Annotated in this window: 9 protein-coding genes; all 9 read left to right on the plus strand. The window is 51.4% G+C overall.

Annotated features, from left to right (window positions below):
* Positions 1-71 precede the first annotated feature (71 nt).
* The 9 genes from C7820_RS27170 to C7820_RS27210 all read left to right on the plus strand — a co-directional run bounded on the left by C7820_RS27170 (position 72) and on the right by C7820_RS27210 (position 14,209).
* The gene (locus tag C7820_RS27170) at positions 72-632 is read left to right on the plus strand and encodes a helix-turn-helix domain-containing protein (protein WP_116233678.1); all 561 of its coding nucleotides are present in this window, start codon (positions 72-74) and stop codon (positions 630-632) included.
* 193 nt (positions 633-825) lie between these two features.
* On the plus strand, positions 826-2,055 hold the full coding sequence (locus C7820_RS27175) for a CynX/NimT family MFS transporter (RefSeq protein WP_116233679.1): 1,230 nt from the start codon (positions 826-828) through the stop codon (positions 2,053-2,055).
* A gap of 5 nt (positions 2,056-2,060) precedes the next feature.
* Positions 2,061-2,492, plus strand: coding sequence for a universal stress protein (locus C7820_RS27180; RefSeq protein WP_116233680.1), 432 nt, complete (start codon positions 2,061-2,063; stop codon positions 2,490-2,492).
* A 272-nt stretch (positions 2,493-2,764) separates the two neighbouring features.
* Positions 2,765-5,251 carry an Ig-like domain-containing protein gene (locus C7820_RS27185; RefSeq protein ID WP_147306309.1) on the plus strand — a complete coding sequence of 829 codons (2,487 nt, stop codon included), beginning with the start codon at positions 2,765-2,767 and terminating at the stop codon, positions 5,249-5,251.
* Between the two features lie 530 nt (positions 5,252-5,781).
* Positions 5,782-6,951 (plus strand): ROK family transcriptional regulator, encoded by a 1,170-nt coding sequence (locus tag C7820_RS27190; RefSeq protein WP_116233682.1) that lies wholly within the window; start codon positions 5,782-5,784, stop codon positions 6,949-6,951.
* Between the two features lie 256 nt (positions 6,952-7,207).
* Positions 7,208-8,287 (plus strand): extracellular solute-binding protein, encoded by a 1,080-nt coding sequence (locus C7820_RS27195; RefSeq protein ID WP_116233683.1) that lies wholly within the window; start codon positions 7,208-7,210, stop codon positions 8,285-8,287.
* 329 nt (positions 8,288-8,616) lie between these two features.
* Positions 8,617-9,699: an ABC transporter ATP-binding protein gene (locus C7820_RS27200; RefSeq protein WP_116233684.1), complete on the plus strand. Its 1,083-nt coding sequence runs from the start codon at positions 8,617-8,619 to the stop codon at positions 9,697-9,699.
* Between the two features lie 16 nt (positions 9,700-9,715).
* Positions 9,716-11,458: an ABC transporter permease gene (locus tag C7820_RS27205; protein ID WP_116233685.1), complete on the plus strand. Its 1,743-nt coding sequence runs from the start codon at positions 9,716-9,718 to the stop codon at positions 11,456-11,458.
* A 174-nt stretch (positions 11,459-11,632) separates the two neighbouring features.
* Positions 11,633-14,209, plus strand: a complete 2,577-nt coding sequence (locus C7820_RS27210; RefSeq protein WP_397334230.1) for an NEW3 domain-containing protein — start codon at positions 11,633-11,635, stop codon at positions 14,207-14,209.
* Positions 14,210-14,327: the final 118 nt, after the last annotated feature.

Consider the following 14,327-nt stretch of genomic DNA (forward strand, 5'->3'; position numbering starts at 1 on the left):
GAATGAACTAAAGAAATGAATGTCATAGAATCTAGATCACTATAACTGTTTTTTATTGAGGTGAATATCAAATGGAAGAAATCGATGACTCCAAACAAATTGTATTACAAATCGGCGGTGCCTTGAAAAAGTACAGAAAAGAAAAAAACATGAGCTTGGACGACTTAGCGGAGTTAACGGGCGTCAGCAAACTTACTCTTGGGAATATCGAACGTGGAGAGACAAATCCAACGTTGGGGATGATATGGAAAATTTCAAAAGGCATATCTTTACCGCTATTGGCTTTGTTCAAATCAGAAGAACCTGTTAGTCTGTATCGAGCAGGGGAAGGACTGCGATTTTCTAATGGTCAAAAAAATTGGGTCATTGAACCTGTCTTTAAAAGCAACGATATTGAAATGTGTCGGGCATACTTACAGCCCAATAGCTCGTATTACCCTGAAGGTCATCATGTGAATACAACGGAAATTGCGACCGTCATGACGGGTTCCATTGAAATACAAGTCAACGGAGAGATTTACACATTGAATCAATATGATACGATGAGTTTTCGTGCAGATTATGCTCACTCTTATACGAATCCTACGGATAGTGAAACCGTACTCCATATCTCCTTAAAATATGGTTTCTAAAAATCGAAAATTCCTCTTATTACATACAACTCCGAATTCCATGATGGGATTCAGAGTTGTATTTTTGTTTTTAGATGAGATATGGTTTACTATAAAATACTTCTTGTTAAAAATAGTATACTATAATATACTTTTGTTGTTCGCGCGAATGTACTTGCATCATAGGCATGAATTCAGGAAGGAGAATTGAAGAATGCCGAAACAAAATATAAAAGGGGTACCATCCTCTATAGGGCTGATCATTCTCGGCATTATTGTTATTGCAGCTAATTTACGTACTCCCTTAACCTCTGTCGGTCCTTTAGTGAGTCTCATAAGGGATGACGTTCATATTTCAAATACATTAGCGGGCCTGATCACAACGGTACCCTTGCTTGCGTTTGCTTTATTATCTCCTCTAGTACCGAAATTAGGACGAAAATATGGGGTTGAACGTATCATTTTGATGGCCCTCATCTTCCTGACAGTTGGTATTGTAATACGTTCTTTATCTGGCGCAGCTGATCTGTTTATTGGAACAGCCATTCTTGGATTCGCCATTGCCGTATGTAATGTATTATTGCCAAGTATCATCAAAAGGGATTTCCCGAATAAAATTGGCTCCATGACAGGTGTTTACTCCATTTCAATGAGTTTATGTGGAGCAATCGCATCGGGAATCAGTGTACCAGTAGCCGTGAACGCAGGTCTAAAATGGCAGGGAGCATTGGGAATATGGGGGATGCTAAGCTTTGTTTCGGTCCTCTGTTGGTTACCCCAATTAAGAAATCAAACGAAGCAAACGGCCACGACGAGTCAACAGGTGGCCGGCAACGAGGTGAATGTTTGGAGATCCCCGCTTGCCTGGCAAGTAACCTTGTTTATGGGTATACAATCCATGGTTTTCTATGTGTTGATCGCATGGTTGCCTGAAATTTTAAAGCAGCAAGGAATTGACTCCAGCCAATCAGGTTGGTACCTCTCGATCATGCAGTTGGCTATGCTTCCATTTACCTTTATTGTCCCCGTTATTGCTGGGCGCATGTCCAGCCAACGTTTGTTAGTAGTCATCACAACCATTTTGCTGTTGACGGGAACGCTCGGGATCCTTTACGGCAGCTCCGATATCATTCTGTTGTGGATCATCTTACTCGGCATTGGTGGAGGCTTCGCCTTTAGTTTGTCCATGATGTTTTTCGGGTTACGTACTGAAAATGCGCATCAGGCAGCGGAACTGTCCGGCATGGCACAATCGATCGGATATCTGCTTGCCGCAATCGGTCCTGCCCTTATCGGATACCTGCATGATGCGACAAATAGTTGGAACCTGCCGCTTTTCATTCTGCTTGGCGCTTCGGTCTTACTCCTTTTAGTCGGTTTAGGCGCAGCAAAAAACCGTTATGTAGATAGCCGAAATCGTTACGAGCTGCCACGGAAAGGATGATTAGAATGTTTAACAAAATTATGGTGGCCATTGATCAAGCTGAAATAACGAACAAGCTCCTTGATGCAGCCGTTGAAATAGCCCAAAACAAACAAACGCAAGTTACCTTGGTTCATGTCAGCCAGGAATATGTGTCGAATGGCATGACCTATGTACCAGAGAATTTTTTGGAAGACATATTGAACGAAATGGAGAAAGCGGGTTTGGAACAGCTACAGCAAGCCAAATCTAAATTAAAATCTGCGGGGATTAACCCGGAAACCGTTCATCTTAAGGGTGATCCTGCACATGAAATATTAAATTATGCAAGGGATACCGAGCAGCAACTTATTATTATCGGAAGCCGTGGGCTAAGGGGCATCAAAGAAATGATGCTTGGAAGCGTTAGCCACAAGGTTTCACAGCTATCCCATTGTCCAGTCCTCATTATGCATTAACTCCTTCGGGAACTGCAGAGATAATATGGGAAAAAGCCAAGAGGGTGAACATCACCTTCTTGGCTTTTTTGGTGTCGTCATGAGGCTGATCGCGCGATTCTATCAAAAATATTATGGTTGGATTCCAGGCAAGTAGATTGTTAGATTCGTTGCCTAAACCTATAATGGAGAGTGACATAGAAGGAATAAAATAACAGATGGATAGATGAATAGAAGAACAAGGAGAGGTCTATGTGTACCCTGTGAAAAAAATGTGGAGGTTATTTCTGTGTTTGATCATTATAGCGGGGGCGCTTCCTTTAACAACAATCAATAAAGCGTCCGCTAGTGATGAAGCAGCCGCTGTCCAGTCGACGGGGAGCGTGAACACGCCAGCCAGCGACGAAGCGGCTAGTTTGGCCGAATCCCCCTCTCAGGGAACGGGCCAGTCTGACACGGAGCCGCTAACGGCTACTGTTGTGGTGGCCAAGGATAAGCTAATCATTGGGGATTCTTCAACGGTAACGATCAAATTCTCGGGAGCGGTGACCAGTTTCGATCTATCATCAGATATGACAGCTCAGAACGGCTCCTTAGGCAACCTTTCCACTCCAGACAACATCACCTACACGGCGACGCTGACGCCCACTGCGAACATCAATGCCAAGAATAACGTCATAACGCTTAACTTAGCGGGGGTGACTTATGCCGGAGGACTCAAAGGAACAGGAACTATCGATTCGAATAACTACGAGATTGATACAGAGCGTCCAACCTCCACGATTGCGATTGCCGATTCCAAACTGATGGCCGGCCAGACTACAACCGTGACGTTTACGTTCTCGGAAGCGGTAAAGGGTGTCGACCTAGCTGACCCGACTGTGGCTAACGGCACATTAAGTAACCTCAGTTCGAGTGACGGCGGCAAGACATGGGCGGCGACCCTGACGCCGACTCCGGGTATACAGGATAACACCAATATCATCACGTTAGATAATACAGGAGTGGCGGATCTCGCCGGCAATGCGGGTGAAGGAACGACCAATTCCGCCAACTACGAGATTGATACTGTACGCCCAACGGCCACCATTGTGGTTGCTGACAATGAGCTAAAGCCAGGCGAAACTTCACTTGTGACCATCACTTTCTCGGAGGCGGTGTCGGACTTCAACTTATCCAGCCTTACGGCGAGTAACGGGACACTAAGTAATCTCACTCCGATCGACGGGGGAACGACTTGGAACGTTACGCTGATGCCTAACGCCAACGTTAATGCGGCTGACAATTTCGTTACGCTCGACAACAGCATGGTGCATAATGCGGCCGGCAATTCATTGGGGGAGGGAGTGACAAAATCCAATCCCTATACTGTCGATACGGTGCTGCCATCTGCGGCATTGAGCCATTTGACCATATCGAGCGGCACATTAAGCCCTGCTTTTGTACCCGAAACGACAAGCTATACCGCCAATGTTCCTTATGCTGTATCCAGCATAAAAGTAAACGCGGCAATGAAGGATAACAGCGCCACGATGACCGTGAACGGAAGTCCGGTAGCCAGTGCGCAACCAAGTCAGGATATTTCATTAAACGTAGGTGTAAACCCCATTACGATCATTGTAGCTGCCAAGGATTTGTCGACCAAGACCTATACGATCTCCGTGACACGTGCTAATCGCGAGACAAATGAGGGCGGGAGCAGCGACAATGGTAGCAGTGGTAGCGGCAGTAACAACGGTGGCAGTGTTGACAGTGGCCATGTAAGCAGCGGCTGTTCAACAACACCGGTAATCCCGAGCGATAACAAAATCATCTCTACGGATGGTCAATTAATTCTTCCTCCAGGTAAAGCCGGAGAGGTTCGTTCAGGAGATGCCATCTCGATCTCTGTTCCAGCATGTGCGACAAAGCAAGAGCTGAAATTAGCGATCCAAAAAGTAACGGACACTCATCCATTTATAACTCATCATGGAGTTTTCCTTAGCCCGGTATTTGAGCTTTCAAAAAATGTACCGGCATCCTTCGATAAACCAGTAACACTAACTTTTGCATTTGACTCGGCAAGCTTGAAAAGCAATCAAACGGCGGCTGTTTTTTATTATGATGAAGCGAAGAAAATTTGGATCATGGTTCCGGCCGGCAGGGTACAGGAAAACCGCATTGCTGTCACTGTCGATCACTTCACAAAGTTTGCAGTACTCGCCATTGATCAAACAACCGGGTTAACCGTCATCAGCGACCCGGCGGAATTTGCCGATATCTCCGGACATTGGGCAGAAGCCAGCATCAAGCAGGCGGCAAGCACCGGAATCGTCACCGGTTATCCTGACGGCACGTTTAAACCGGGCAAGACGGTCACCCGCGCAGAGTTCGCGGTAATGCTCGTTAATACGCTAGGCATCAAAAAGCCGGGAGCTGAGCTGACCTTTATCGATTCAGCCAGTATCGGTGCATGGGCAAAAAATGCGGTCGCACAAGTGGTGCAGCTAGGTATGATGAAAGGATACGAAAACGGTACTTTCCGTCCGAACGCAGAAATCACACGCGCTGAAATAGCCGTCACCATTACCAATGCCGTGGGCCAGATCAGCAAGGATACTCCGGAAGCAGGCTTCGCAGACGACAGCGAAATTCCGGATTGGGCCAAAGGCAGCGCTGAATTTCTGAAACAAACCGGGATTATGCTTGGGAAAGACGGCAATCGATTCGCTCCCCAAGACGCTGCTACAAGAGCTGAGGCTGTGACGGTCCTGCTGAATATGTTCGCACTTCGAGGGTAGATGAAATTTTAACCCTATGAACGATTGATGTCATGAAGAAGGCTTCCGGCATAAAACGCTGGGGGCCTTTTTTTTGACGATTTGAAAGATGATTTTCTATCAGAAGGTATTCGTGATAAAAGTTTGTAAAAGTTACCCGAAGAGGAGCCGGTCGATACCCAGGTATTTACGCCTGATTGTCGCCCGGCTTTTTCTCGTTATTTAGAGGGAATTTTAATTTCAACATAGGAAAAAAGGGTGCGGGAAGAAAGTCGTATCCCACAAAACCGGTTTAACTCTGATTCGATCCTGAGAAAAGGGATATTCCACAGATGGTGGAGACTGGAAAAAGCGTATCATTTCGGGGCAGGCGAGCATTTATACGTTTGGAAAGAGGAGTAGGTGAGCATGAGTTTCGAGTTTTTTCGACGACTAGGCATGATTCCTCATTTTCGGGAAACCGCATTGACTGATCAAAAGCGCATTCATATACTTGAGCCTAAATTTGGATTTGTTAGTTATTTTAACAAAGTAAGGTGGTGGATGACATCGTGATCGGTAGGGGGAAAACCGGGAACGCCAAATTCGTCAAGCAGATGAACCGGGAAGGCATTTTGCATCAGCTCCGGCAGGAGCCCCGCTTGTCACGAGCCGAACTGGCAGTAAAAACGAAGCTTAGCCGTCCTTGTGTCTCGGCCTTGGTGGAAGAGATGATTCATGAAGGGCTCATTCGTGAGGTGGGTACAGGAGAATCCAGAGGGGGGCGCAGGCCGATCCTGTTGGAATACAATGTGCAGGCGTATGCAGTCGTAGGCGCCGTGTTTGAAGGCAGCGAGCTTGAAATGGCCGTAGCCGATATGAAGGGCGAACTGATCGCCCAAATGCATACGCGTTTGAAGCAGCCGGTGGATGGGGAATTCGCACTTCAGGCGCTCGAAGAGACGCTGGAGCGTCTGCTGGTTGCGAGCGGGACGGACCGGGGCCGGGTGATCGGTATCGGCGTTGGGCTTCCGGGCATTACGCAGCGCCGAAGCGGCACCGTCAGCCATGCTCCAAGCACGGGCTGGATGGACCTCCCCGTAGGCAGGGAGATTGAAGAGCGCCTTCAGCTGCCGGTGGTGCTGGATAATGACGTCAACATGATGACGCAGGGCGAATTTTTCGGGGGGGCCGGGTCTGGCGTATCCAGCCTGGTGTATATGTACGTCGGAACCGGGATCGGCGCCGGCATTATCCTTGACAAGCAACTGTACCGCGGAAGCAAGGAGGCCTCCGGAGAAATCGGGTATATGCGGATCGGTGACTCGCCGGGAAGGCGCAAAGGCGAATTCGGCGTGTTCGAGAAAAATTTCTCGGTGAACGGCATACACGGTAAAGCGAAGGCGCTTGGGCTTGAGGTCGACGCGGAGACGAGCATTCTCCGGCAGTTAATCCAGCTGAGCGAGGAAGGCAGCTCGCAGGCGGAGGGACTGCTGAATGACGTGTATCACGGCTGGGCTTCGGGAATCGCCAATACGGTCAGCGTGCTCGATCCCGAGATGCTGGTCTTGAGCGGCGAGATGGTCCATTTGAACGAAGCCGGACTGAACCGGATCCGCGAGCTGCTGCTGGATTGGGTGCCGGTGATGCCGGAAATCCGCTTGGCGGCGCTGCGAGAGCGCGCGGGGCTCATGGGTGCGGTGCACAGCGTGCTTGAAGCGCATTCGTACGCATCCAGGTAGTTAACATTTTGAATTATAAATTAGCTCAACATCCTAATGAGTGCTTAATCATGGGCAGAGTAGCGGAGGGGCCGGAATCGATCTGCAGAAGCGGCAGCGGGCGCCTTTGTGACCGAATTTCTACCTTGCTGAAAAGGTGAATCAAGAAATTTGGGAACAACAGCGATCGGAAGAACGATCCGGAACCGCAGCGGCCACCCTGCACCCATACTAAGAACTCACTTCAATGTTGAGCCTAAAATTAGGGGGATTAACAATGGCAAAGAAATGGTTCAAGCTCGGCATGATGTCCATCGCTCTGACAATGACGGTCGGTCTGACCGCTTGCGGCGGCGGAGACAAGGAACAGGCCGCCTCCGGTGAAGCGGGCGGGGACAAGGGATCCCAGAAGCTCGTCATCTACACCGCCCGCGACAAAAACGTCGTTGAGCAGATTCTGCCGAAGTTCGGGGAGCTGAACCCGGATATCGACGTGGAAGTGATGACGATGGGCGCCCAGCAGATCATGGAGCGGGTGCGCGGCGAGAAGGCCAATCCGCAGGCTGACTTCTGGTGGGGCGGCACGCAGTCCTCTTTTATAACGGCGGCAAATGAAGGGCTGCTGGAATCGTATAAGCCGAGCTATGCGGACAGCATTCCGGCCGAATACAAAGACGAACAGGACCGCTGGTACGGGGAGATGCTGCTGCCCGAGGTCATCATGTATAACTCCGAGGCGGTGAAGAAAGAGGATGCGCCGAAGGATTGGGATGATTTGCTCGATCCGAAATGGAAGGATCAGATTCTGATCCGTGGTGTCATGGCGTCCGGCACGATGAGAACGATCTATGATGCCATGATATACCGCCAAGATCCCGCGAATCCGGAAAAAGGCTACGAGTGGCTGAAAAAGCTCGATGCCAACACGAAAGAGTATACGCAGGACCCGACCCAATTGTACTTGAAGCTGGCCCGTCAGGAAGGAAAGCTGTCGCTGTGGAACCTGCAGGACATTCTGATCCAGAAGGAGCTGCAGAAGCAGCCGTTTGACTACATCTATCCAACCAGCGGTGCACCGATTCTGGTGGATGGTGTCGGCATTATCAAGGGTGCCAAAAACCTGGACGCGGCGAAGAAGTTCTTTGACTTTATTTTTGATGAAGGCCAGCTTAAGGAAAAGGCGGACAAGTTGTTCCAGATTCCGACCCGGACCGATATCGACAAAAGCCAGTTCCCGGACTGGTACAAAAACCTCGATACCAAGCCGCTGGACCTGGATTGGACAGTCCTTGCGGATAAAGAGAAGGAATGGATGCAGTATTGGGATGAGAATATCAAAGGCAAGGGCGGCAAATAACGGATTGCGGCTTGATGAGCAAAGTCCTGCAACCATATAAGTTAAATCAAAGAATATGATGCAGGCAAGGGAGTAAAATGATTCCGAAGAAGCGGAGCGGTCGCATTTGGCTTTCGGATTTCTACCTTAAAAGTCCAATATAATCAAGAAATCCGAAAACAAGAGCGATCATAGGAACAGTTTACGTACTTGCCCCATCATCCATTTCAACAGTTGAACTTATATAGCTACTAGGTTGTCTGCCTTTCGAATGGTTAAGAAAAATACTTATTGCACGAAGGCAATTAAGCTTGCATCTATACGTGAATGGACTTGAAGGAGGACGAATGATGATCGGAGTCACGCTGGACCGCGTCAGCAAAACATTCGGTGGGGCCAAGGGTGTGGAGGAAGTTGACGTACATATCAATCCAGGCGAGTTTTTTACCTTTCTGGGTCCGAGCGGCTGCGGCAAAACGACCACTTTGCGCATGATCGCCGGTTTCTATTACCCCAGCGACGGACGCATTCTTTTCGGTGAGCATAATGTCACCCACATGCCGCCCAATAAGCGCAACACGGGCATGGTATTTCAAAACTACGCCTTATTTCCGCACATGACCGTATTCGAGAATATTGCTTTCGGTCTTCAAGTCCGGAAACAGGGAAAAGCTGAAATTAACGAGAAGGTCACGCGCGCCCAAAAGCTGGTGCATCTCGACGGCTACGGGCAGCGCCGTATCGATCAATTGTCCGGCGGGCAGCAGCAGCGGGTTGCGCTCGCTCGTGCACTGGTGATCGAGCCGAATATTCTCCTGCTCGATGAGCCCTTGTCCAACCTCGATGCCAAGCTGCGGGAAGAGACAAGGCAGGAAATCAAGCGGCTTCAGCTGGAGCTGGGCATTACTACGATTTACGTTACGCATGATCAATCGGAAGCGATGTCCATGTCGGACCGGATCATGGTCATGAAGGATGGCGTCGTGCAGCAGATCGGTACGCCGCATGAAATTTACAACCGTCCGGTCAACCGTTTCGTCGCTTCGTTTATCGGGGAGTCCAATCTGTGGGAAGGCACGGTAGAGCGGCTGGAAGGCGGTATGGTAGATGTACGGCTTGCACCGGATTTGCGGCTGACCGGCCTCGCCAAAAACGCCTCGCCCGAATGCAAGCTGGCGGTGGGACAGAAGGTTACATTGTCGGTACGCCCGGAGGCGGTTCGGGAGGCTGCCGCGTCCGAACGCGGTGAGGACAATACGATGGCTGTGAAGGTGCTGCTATCGGAATTCACCGGGATCAGTGTGAATTATATGGCTCAGGCCGGCCCGTTGTCCGTGAAGGCAATGTTTGTCGGGCAGGGGCACCGGATGAGGGAGCGGGACGAGGAAGTGTTGTTTAACGTGGCGCCGGACAGCATTTATTTTTTGGAATAGGGGGTGACCCGAAGCGATGAACAAACCTCAGCCTCAATTGGCACCGTCGTCTATTCGCCCAAGCAGCCGTTGGAATTCGCTGACGAGATCGCCGCATTTTGTGTATGTGCTGATTGCGCCGTTATTTCTTATCCTATTGGCATATGTCATCTATCCGTTCTTTCAGACGTTCCGGCAGAGTTTGCAGCTGGACGGCGGCTTTTCGCTCCAAAACTACTCCCGTTTCTTCAGCCTGGAACATACGGCGAATCTGGAGGCCCTGTGGACGAGTGTATACATCTCGGTACTCAGCGTGATCACCTGCGGCATCGTGGGGGTGGCCATGGCATTCCTGCTCGAAAGGTACGAGTTCCCCGGCCGCAAGCTCTTGTCGGTGCTTGTCCTCGTGCCGATGGCGCTGCCGCCACTGATCGGGGTGTTATCTTTTGAATTTTTGTACGGTTCCAGCGGTATTATTCCGCGGGGGCTGCAGCATCTGCTTCATCTGGACAAGCCGCCTTTTACCCTGAAAGGGATTTGGGGCGTACTGGTGGTCCATACGTTTACGATGTACACCTATTTCTATATGACGGCGTCTTCGGCAATCAAAGGGCTTGATCCGTCGCTTGAGGAAGCCGCAGCGAATCTGGGGGCGAACCGGTTCACCATCTGGAAGCGGGTGATTCTGCCCATGCTGACGCCGGCCATCGTTGCGGCATCGCTGCTCGTCTTTATGATCTCGATGGCGTCGTACACCGCGCCGCTGATCTTCGGCATTGAACGGACGATGACGATGCAGATTTATTTGTCTCGCACCAACGGCGACTTGGATATGGCGGCGACACAATCGATGCTGCTGTCCGTCGTGTCCATTCTGTTTCTTATTCTAATGCGTTGGTACCAAGGCGCGCGGAACTACCAGAACATGAGCAAAGGCGTCAGCGTTCACCGGACCGAGGTGAAAAGCAAAGCAGGCAGAAACACCGCGATGGTTCTGTCTTTTCTCGGGGTGCTCGTGCTGATGCTGCCGATCCTCGTGATCGTGCTGCTCGCTTTTTCCGAAGACGGAAAGTGGACGACCCAAGTGCTGCCGCCGTCTTATACGCTGGACCATTTCAAGGATCTTTTCACTGACAGCAAAACATGGCGTCCCATCGCCAACAGCTTCAAAATCAGCATCGCGGCGACGATCGGCAACCTGCTGTTCGGCGTCGCAGCCGCCTATGCCATCGTGCGCATGAACTTTAAGGGGAAAACGCTGCTCGATATTCTGATCATGCTGCCTTGGGCGCTTCCGGGCACGGTCGTGGCCGTAAACCTCATTACGGCGTTCAGCGAGCCCAATGCGTTTTCCTTCGGACAGGTGCTGATCGGGAGTTTCTGGATTTTGCCGCTGGCTTATTTCGTCCGGCATCTGCCGCTGATCTTCCGCTCGACCTCGTCCACGCTGATGCAAACCGACCGTTCGGTGGAGGAAGCGGCGCGAAATTTGGGAGCGTCCTGGTGGTACACCTTCCGCCGCGTCGTGTTTCCGATGGCGCTGAGCGGCATCCTGGCGGGCACGCTGCTTGCACTTGTGGAAGGCATCGGCGAGTTCGTCGCCTCGATTCTGCTGTATACCAACAAGACAACGCCGATCTCGGTCGAGATTTTTCAGCGGATGTACGCATTTGAATTCGGAACCGCCTGCGCATACGGCGTGCTGCAAATCGTCATGATTATTCTCGTGCTTTACGTTTCCCGGAGACTGACCGGCGGCAATGCCGGCTCCGCGATTTGACCGATAGATTTTCCTGAACCTGAAGCGGTAAAAGAACACCTTTTTTCATTACGCGGCGACCTGTCCGATAAAAGGCGAGCCGATTGCGATAATGATACAGGCAGGCAGCGGCATTTGCCGATGCAGGCCAACACTCACGCTTGAAGGAGGAGAAGTAACTTGAGTCAACGTGAACTGAGTAAGAAACGCAGGGCGAAACAATGGATGGCGGCATCAATGAGCCTGGTGATGGCAGGAACGCTTGCTTTTCAGGCCGGTCCAGGAAAGGCATCTGCTGACAGGGGGGTGGTCGATTTATGGAAAGCCATCAAGCCCCTCACCACCATTGCCAGCGCGATGAATACGGGTGCTCACCCGGATGATGAGCATAGTGCGACACTCGCGTATCTTTCGCTCGGACTCGGCGTGGATACATACAGTGTCATCGCCAACCGCGGGGAAGGCGGGCAGAACGAAATCGGCAGCGAGCTTGGCAACGCCCTCGGAATCATCCGCACGCGGGAGCTGCAGGAAGCGTCGAAGATTACGAATGTGACGCTGGCGAACCTGAGCCAGAAGCTGGACGATCCGATCTATGACTTCGGATTCTCCAAAAGCCCTGACGAAACGTTGGAAAAATGGGGCGAAGACGTCGCTTATGAACGGCTGATCCGCCAAATCCGGGAGAAACGTCCGGATGTGCTGATTCCGGCGTTTCTGAACGAACCTTCGACGCACGGGCATCATCGGGCGATCAACGTGCTGACCGTACGTGCCTTCAAGGATGCGGGTAATCCGCAGGTGTTCCCGGAGCAGCTGAAGGAAGGGCTGCAGCCTTGGCAGCCGAAGAAACTTTATGTACCAGGAACGGAGAAGGCATACGATGTCTCTTTGCCGGTCAACGAATATAATGAGCTGTACGGCGCTTCCTATGCCCAGCTCGGAGAAGAATCCCGCTATATGCATAAGAGCCAGGGCATGGGCCGGCAAGTGGACGAAGGCCAAGGAACGGCCTATTACACACTTCAGGCATCGGCGGACGGTAAGAAGGACGAAAAGCCGGCAGCGTCGTTGTTCGGCGGAATCGCCTTTACGTTTGACGATCTGGCCAAAGAAATAGACGCCAAAGGAAAAGACAACAAAGTCGCCAAGCAGCTGAACACGCTGCAAAAGGACGCGAGCGAAGTCATTGCGGCTTATCCCGCTTTTGCGGAAGTCGCCCGCGAAGTTCACGAAATGAAAGCGGACGTTCAAACCGCCGTGGAGCTTGTGAAGTCATCATCTTTAGATTCATCGGCGAAAAATGATCTGCTGCATCGCTTGGACGTGAAGGAAAGACAGCTCAATAAAGCCAGCCAGGAGGCGACTTCGGTCGTCGTGAAGGTGAAGCCGGAGACCGGGGAACTTATTCCGGGGCAAACGACGAAGGTGACGGTAACGGCCTTTAACGGCGGAGACGTGAATGTCGGAAAGGTCAGCCTGAAGCTGAATGTTCCCGAAGGCTGGAATGCGAAAGCGTCAGGAGCGGCGACCTTCGCCAAGCTGGACAAAAACAAGACGGTCCAAACCGAATTTGAGGTCACCGTGCCGAAACAGGTGGAGGACTTCAATCCTTATGCGCTTCCGCTGATTTCCGCGGATATCGGGTATGAGGCGTTCGGAACGGCGGCAACGCTGCATGCGGTTCCGGATAATGCGGTAGCCGTGCTGCCGCCGGTTGCGCTGTCCCTAAGTCCGGAAGCAGCGGTTCTGAATACGCTGAAACCGGGAGACGCCGTATCGGTCAAGGTGACCGCGACGAATTATGCGCCAGGCGCGGAGAAGACGAAAATTTCGCTGAAAACGCCGGAGGGCTGGACAGTGGAGCCTGCGGTGCAGGAATTGAGCTTCGCGGCCAAATACGAAACCAAGACGGCTGAATTTACGGTCAAGGCGCCTGAGGGCGTGAAGGCGGGAAGCTACAGCTTGTCAGCTGTATCGAGCGACGGAACACTGGACAGCAGCAGAACGGTACAGGTCATCCAGTATCCGCATATCGGCAAAACCTATTACGTCAAGCCGGCCAACCTGGCCATTCAAGCGTTCGATCTGAAGGTGCCAGAGGGATTGAAGGTCGGCTATGTGTCCAGCGGGTTTGATAACATCGATCAGGTGCTGCGCCAGGTGGGCATCAATGTGACGAATCTGGACGCCAAAACGATTCAGTTCGGCGATCTGTCGCAGTACGATACGATTGTGCTCGGCATTCGGGCCTATGCGTTCCGGCCGGAACTGATTCCTAGCAATCAGCGTCTGCTCGATTACGCCAAAAATGGCGGCAACCTGGTGGTCCAGTATCACAAACCGGAAGACAAATGGTCGCCGGACCTCGCTCCGTATCCGATCAAGATTGGCGCGCCGCTGATCGAATGGCGCGTCACGGACGAAAACTCCAAGGTGACGATGCTTGCGCCGGATCATCCGATCTTTAACACGCCGAATAAGATAACATCGGCCGACTGGGAGAACTGGATTCAGGACCGCTCGGCTTACAACCCATCGGAGTGGGGCAAGGAGTACACGGAGCTGATCTCGAACGGCGACCCGGGTGAGAAAGAGTTTACGGGCACGTTCCTCACAGCCCCTTATGGGAAAGGGAATTACACGTACAGCTCCATTGTCTGGTACCGCGAAATGCCAAGCCTTGTTCCAGGCTCGATTCGCATGTTCGTGAACATGATCAGCCTGAAGCAGGGAGGGATGGTTTCCACCGGAACCACTCCCCAAAAGTAATGGATGATCGGGCTGGAATGTAGGATGAACCGTTGAAGGATTTAGCTTGAAAGGGGATGGCGCGGAGCGATAGGCTTCGCGCCGGACCCTGGATTTTCACACGGATAAAGACTTTGGC

The organism is Paenibacillus sp. VMFN-D1 (genome assembly GCF_003386155.1).
GTDB classification, from domain to species: Bacteria; Bacillota; Bacilli; order Paenibacillales; family Paenibacillaceae; genus Paenibacillus_AQ; species Paenibacillus_AQ favisporus.

Excerpts from the sequence above, each read along its gene's own strand:
- C7820_RS27205 (WP_116233685.1), top strand. The coding sequence starts at position 9,716 with ATGAACAAACCTCAGCCTCAATTGGCACCGTCGTCTATTCGCCCAAGC.
- C7820_RS27195 (WP_116233683.1), top strand. The coding sequence starts at position 7,208 with ATGGCAAAGAAATGGTTCAAGCTCGGCATGATGTCCATCGCTCTGACA.
- C7820_RS27175 (WP_116233679.1), top strand. The coding sequence starts at position 826 with ATGCCGAAACAAAATATAAAAGGGGTACCATCCTCTATAGGGCTGATC.
- C7820_RS27200 (WP_116233684.1), top strand. The coding sequence starts at position 8,617 with ATGATCGGAGTCACGCTGGACCGCGTCAGCAAAACATTCGGTGGGGCC.
- C7820_RS27180 (WP_116233680.1), top strand. The coding sequence starts at position 2,061 with ATGTTTAACAAAATTATGGTGGCCATTGATCAAGCTGAAATAACGAAC.
- C7820_RS27170 (WP_116233678.1), top strand. The coding sequence starts at position 72 with ATGGAAGAAATCGATGACTCCAAACAAATTGTATTACAAATCGGCGGT.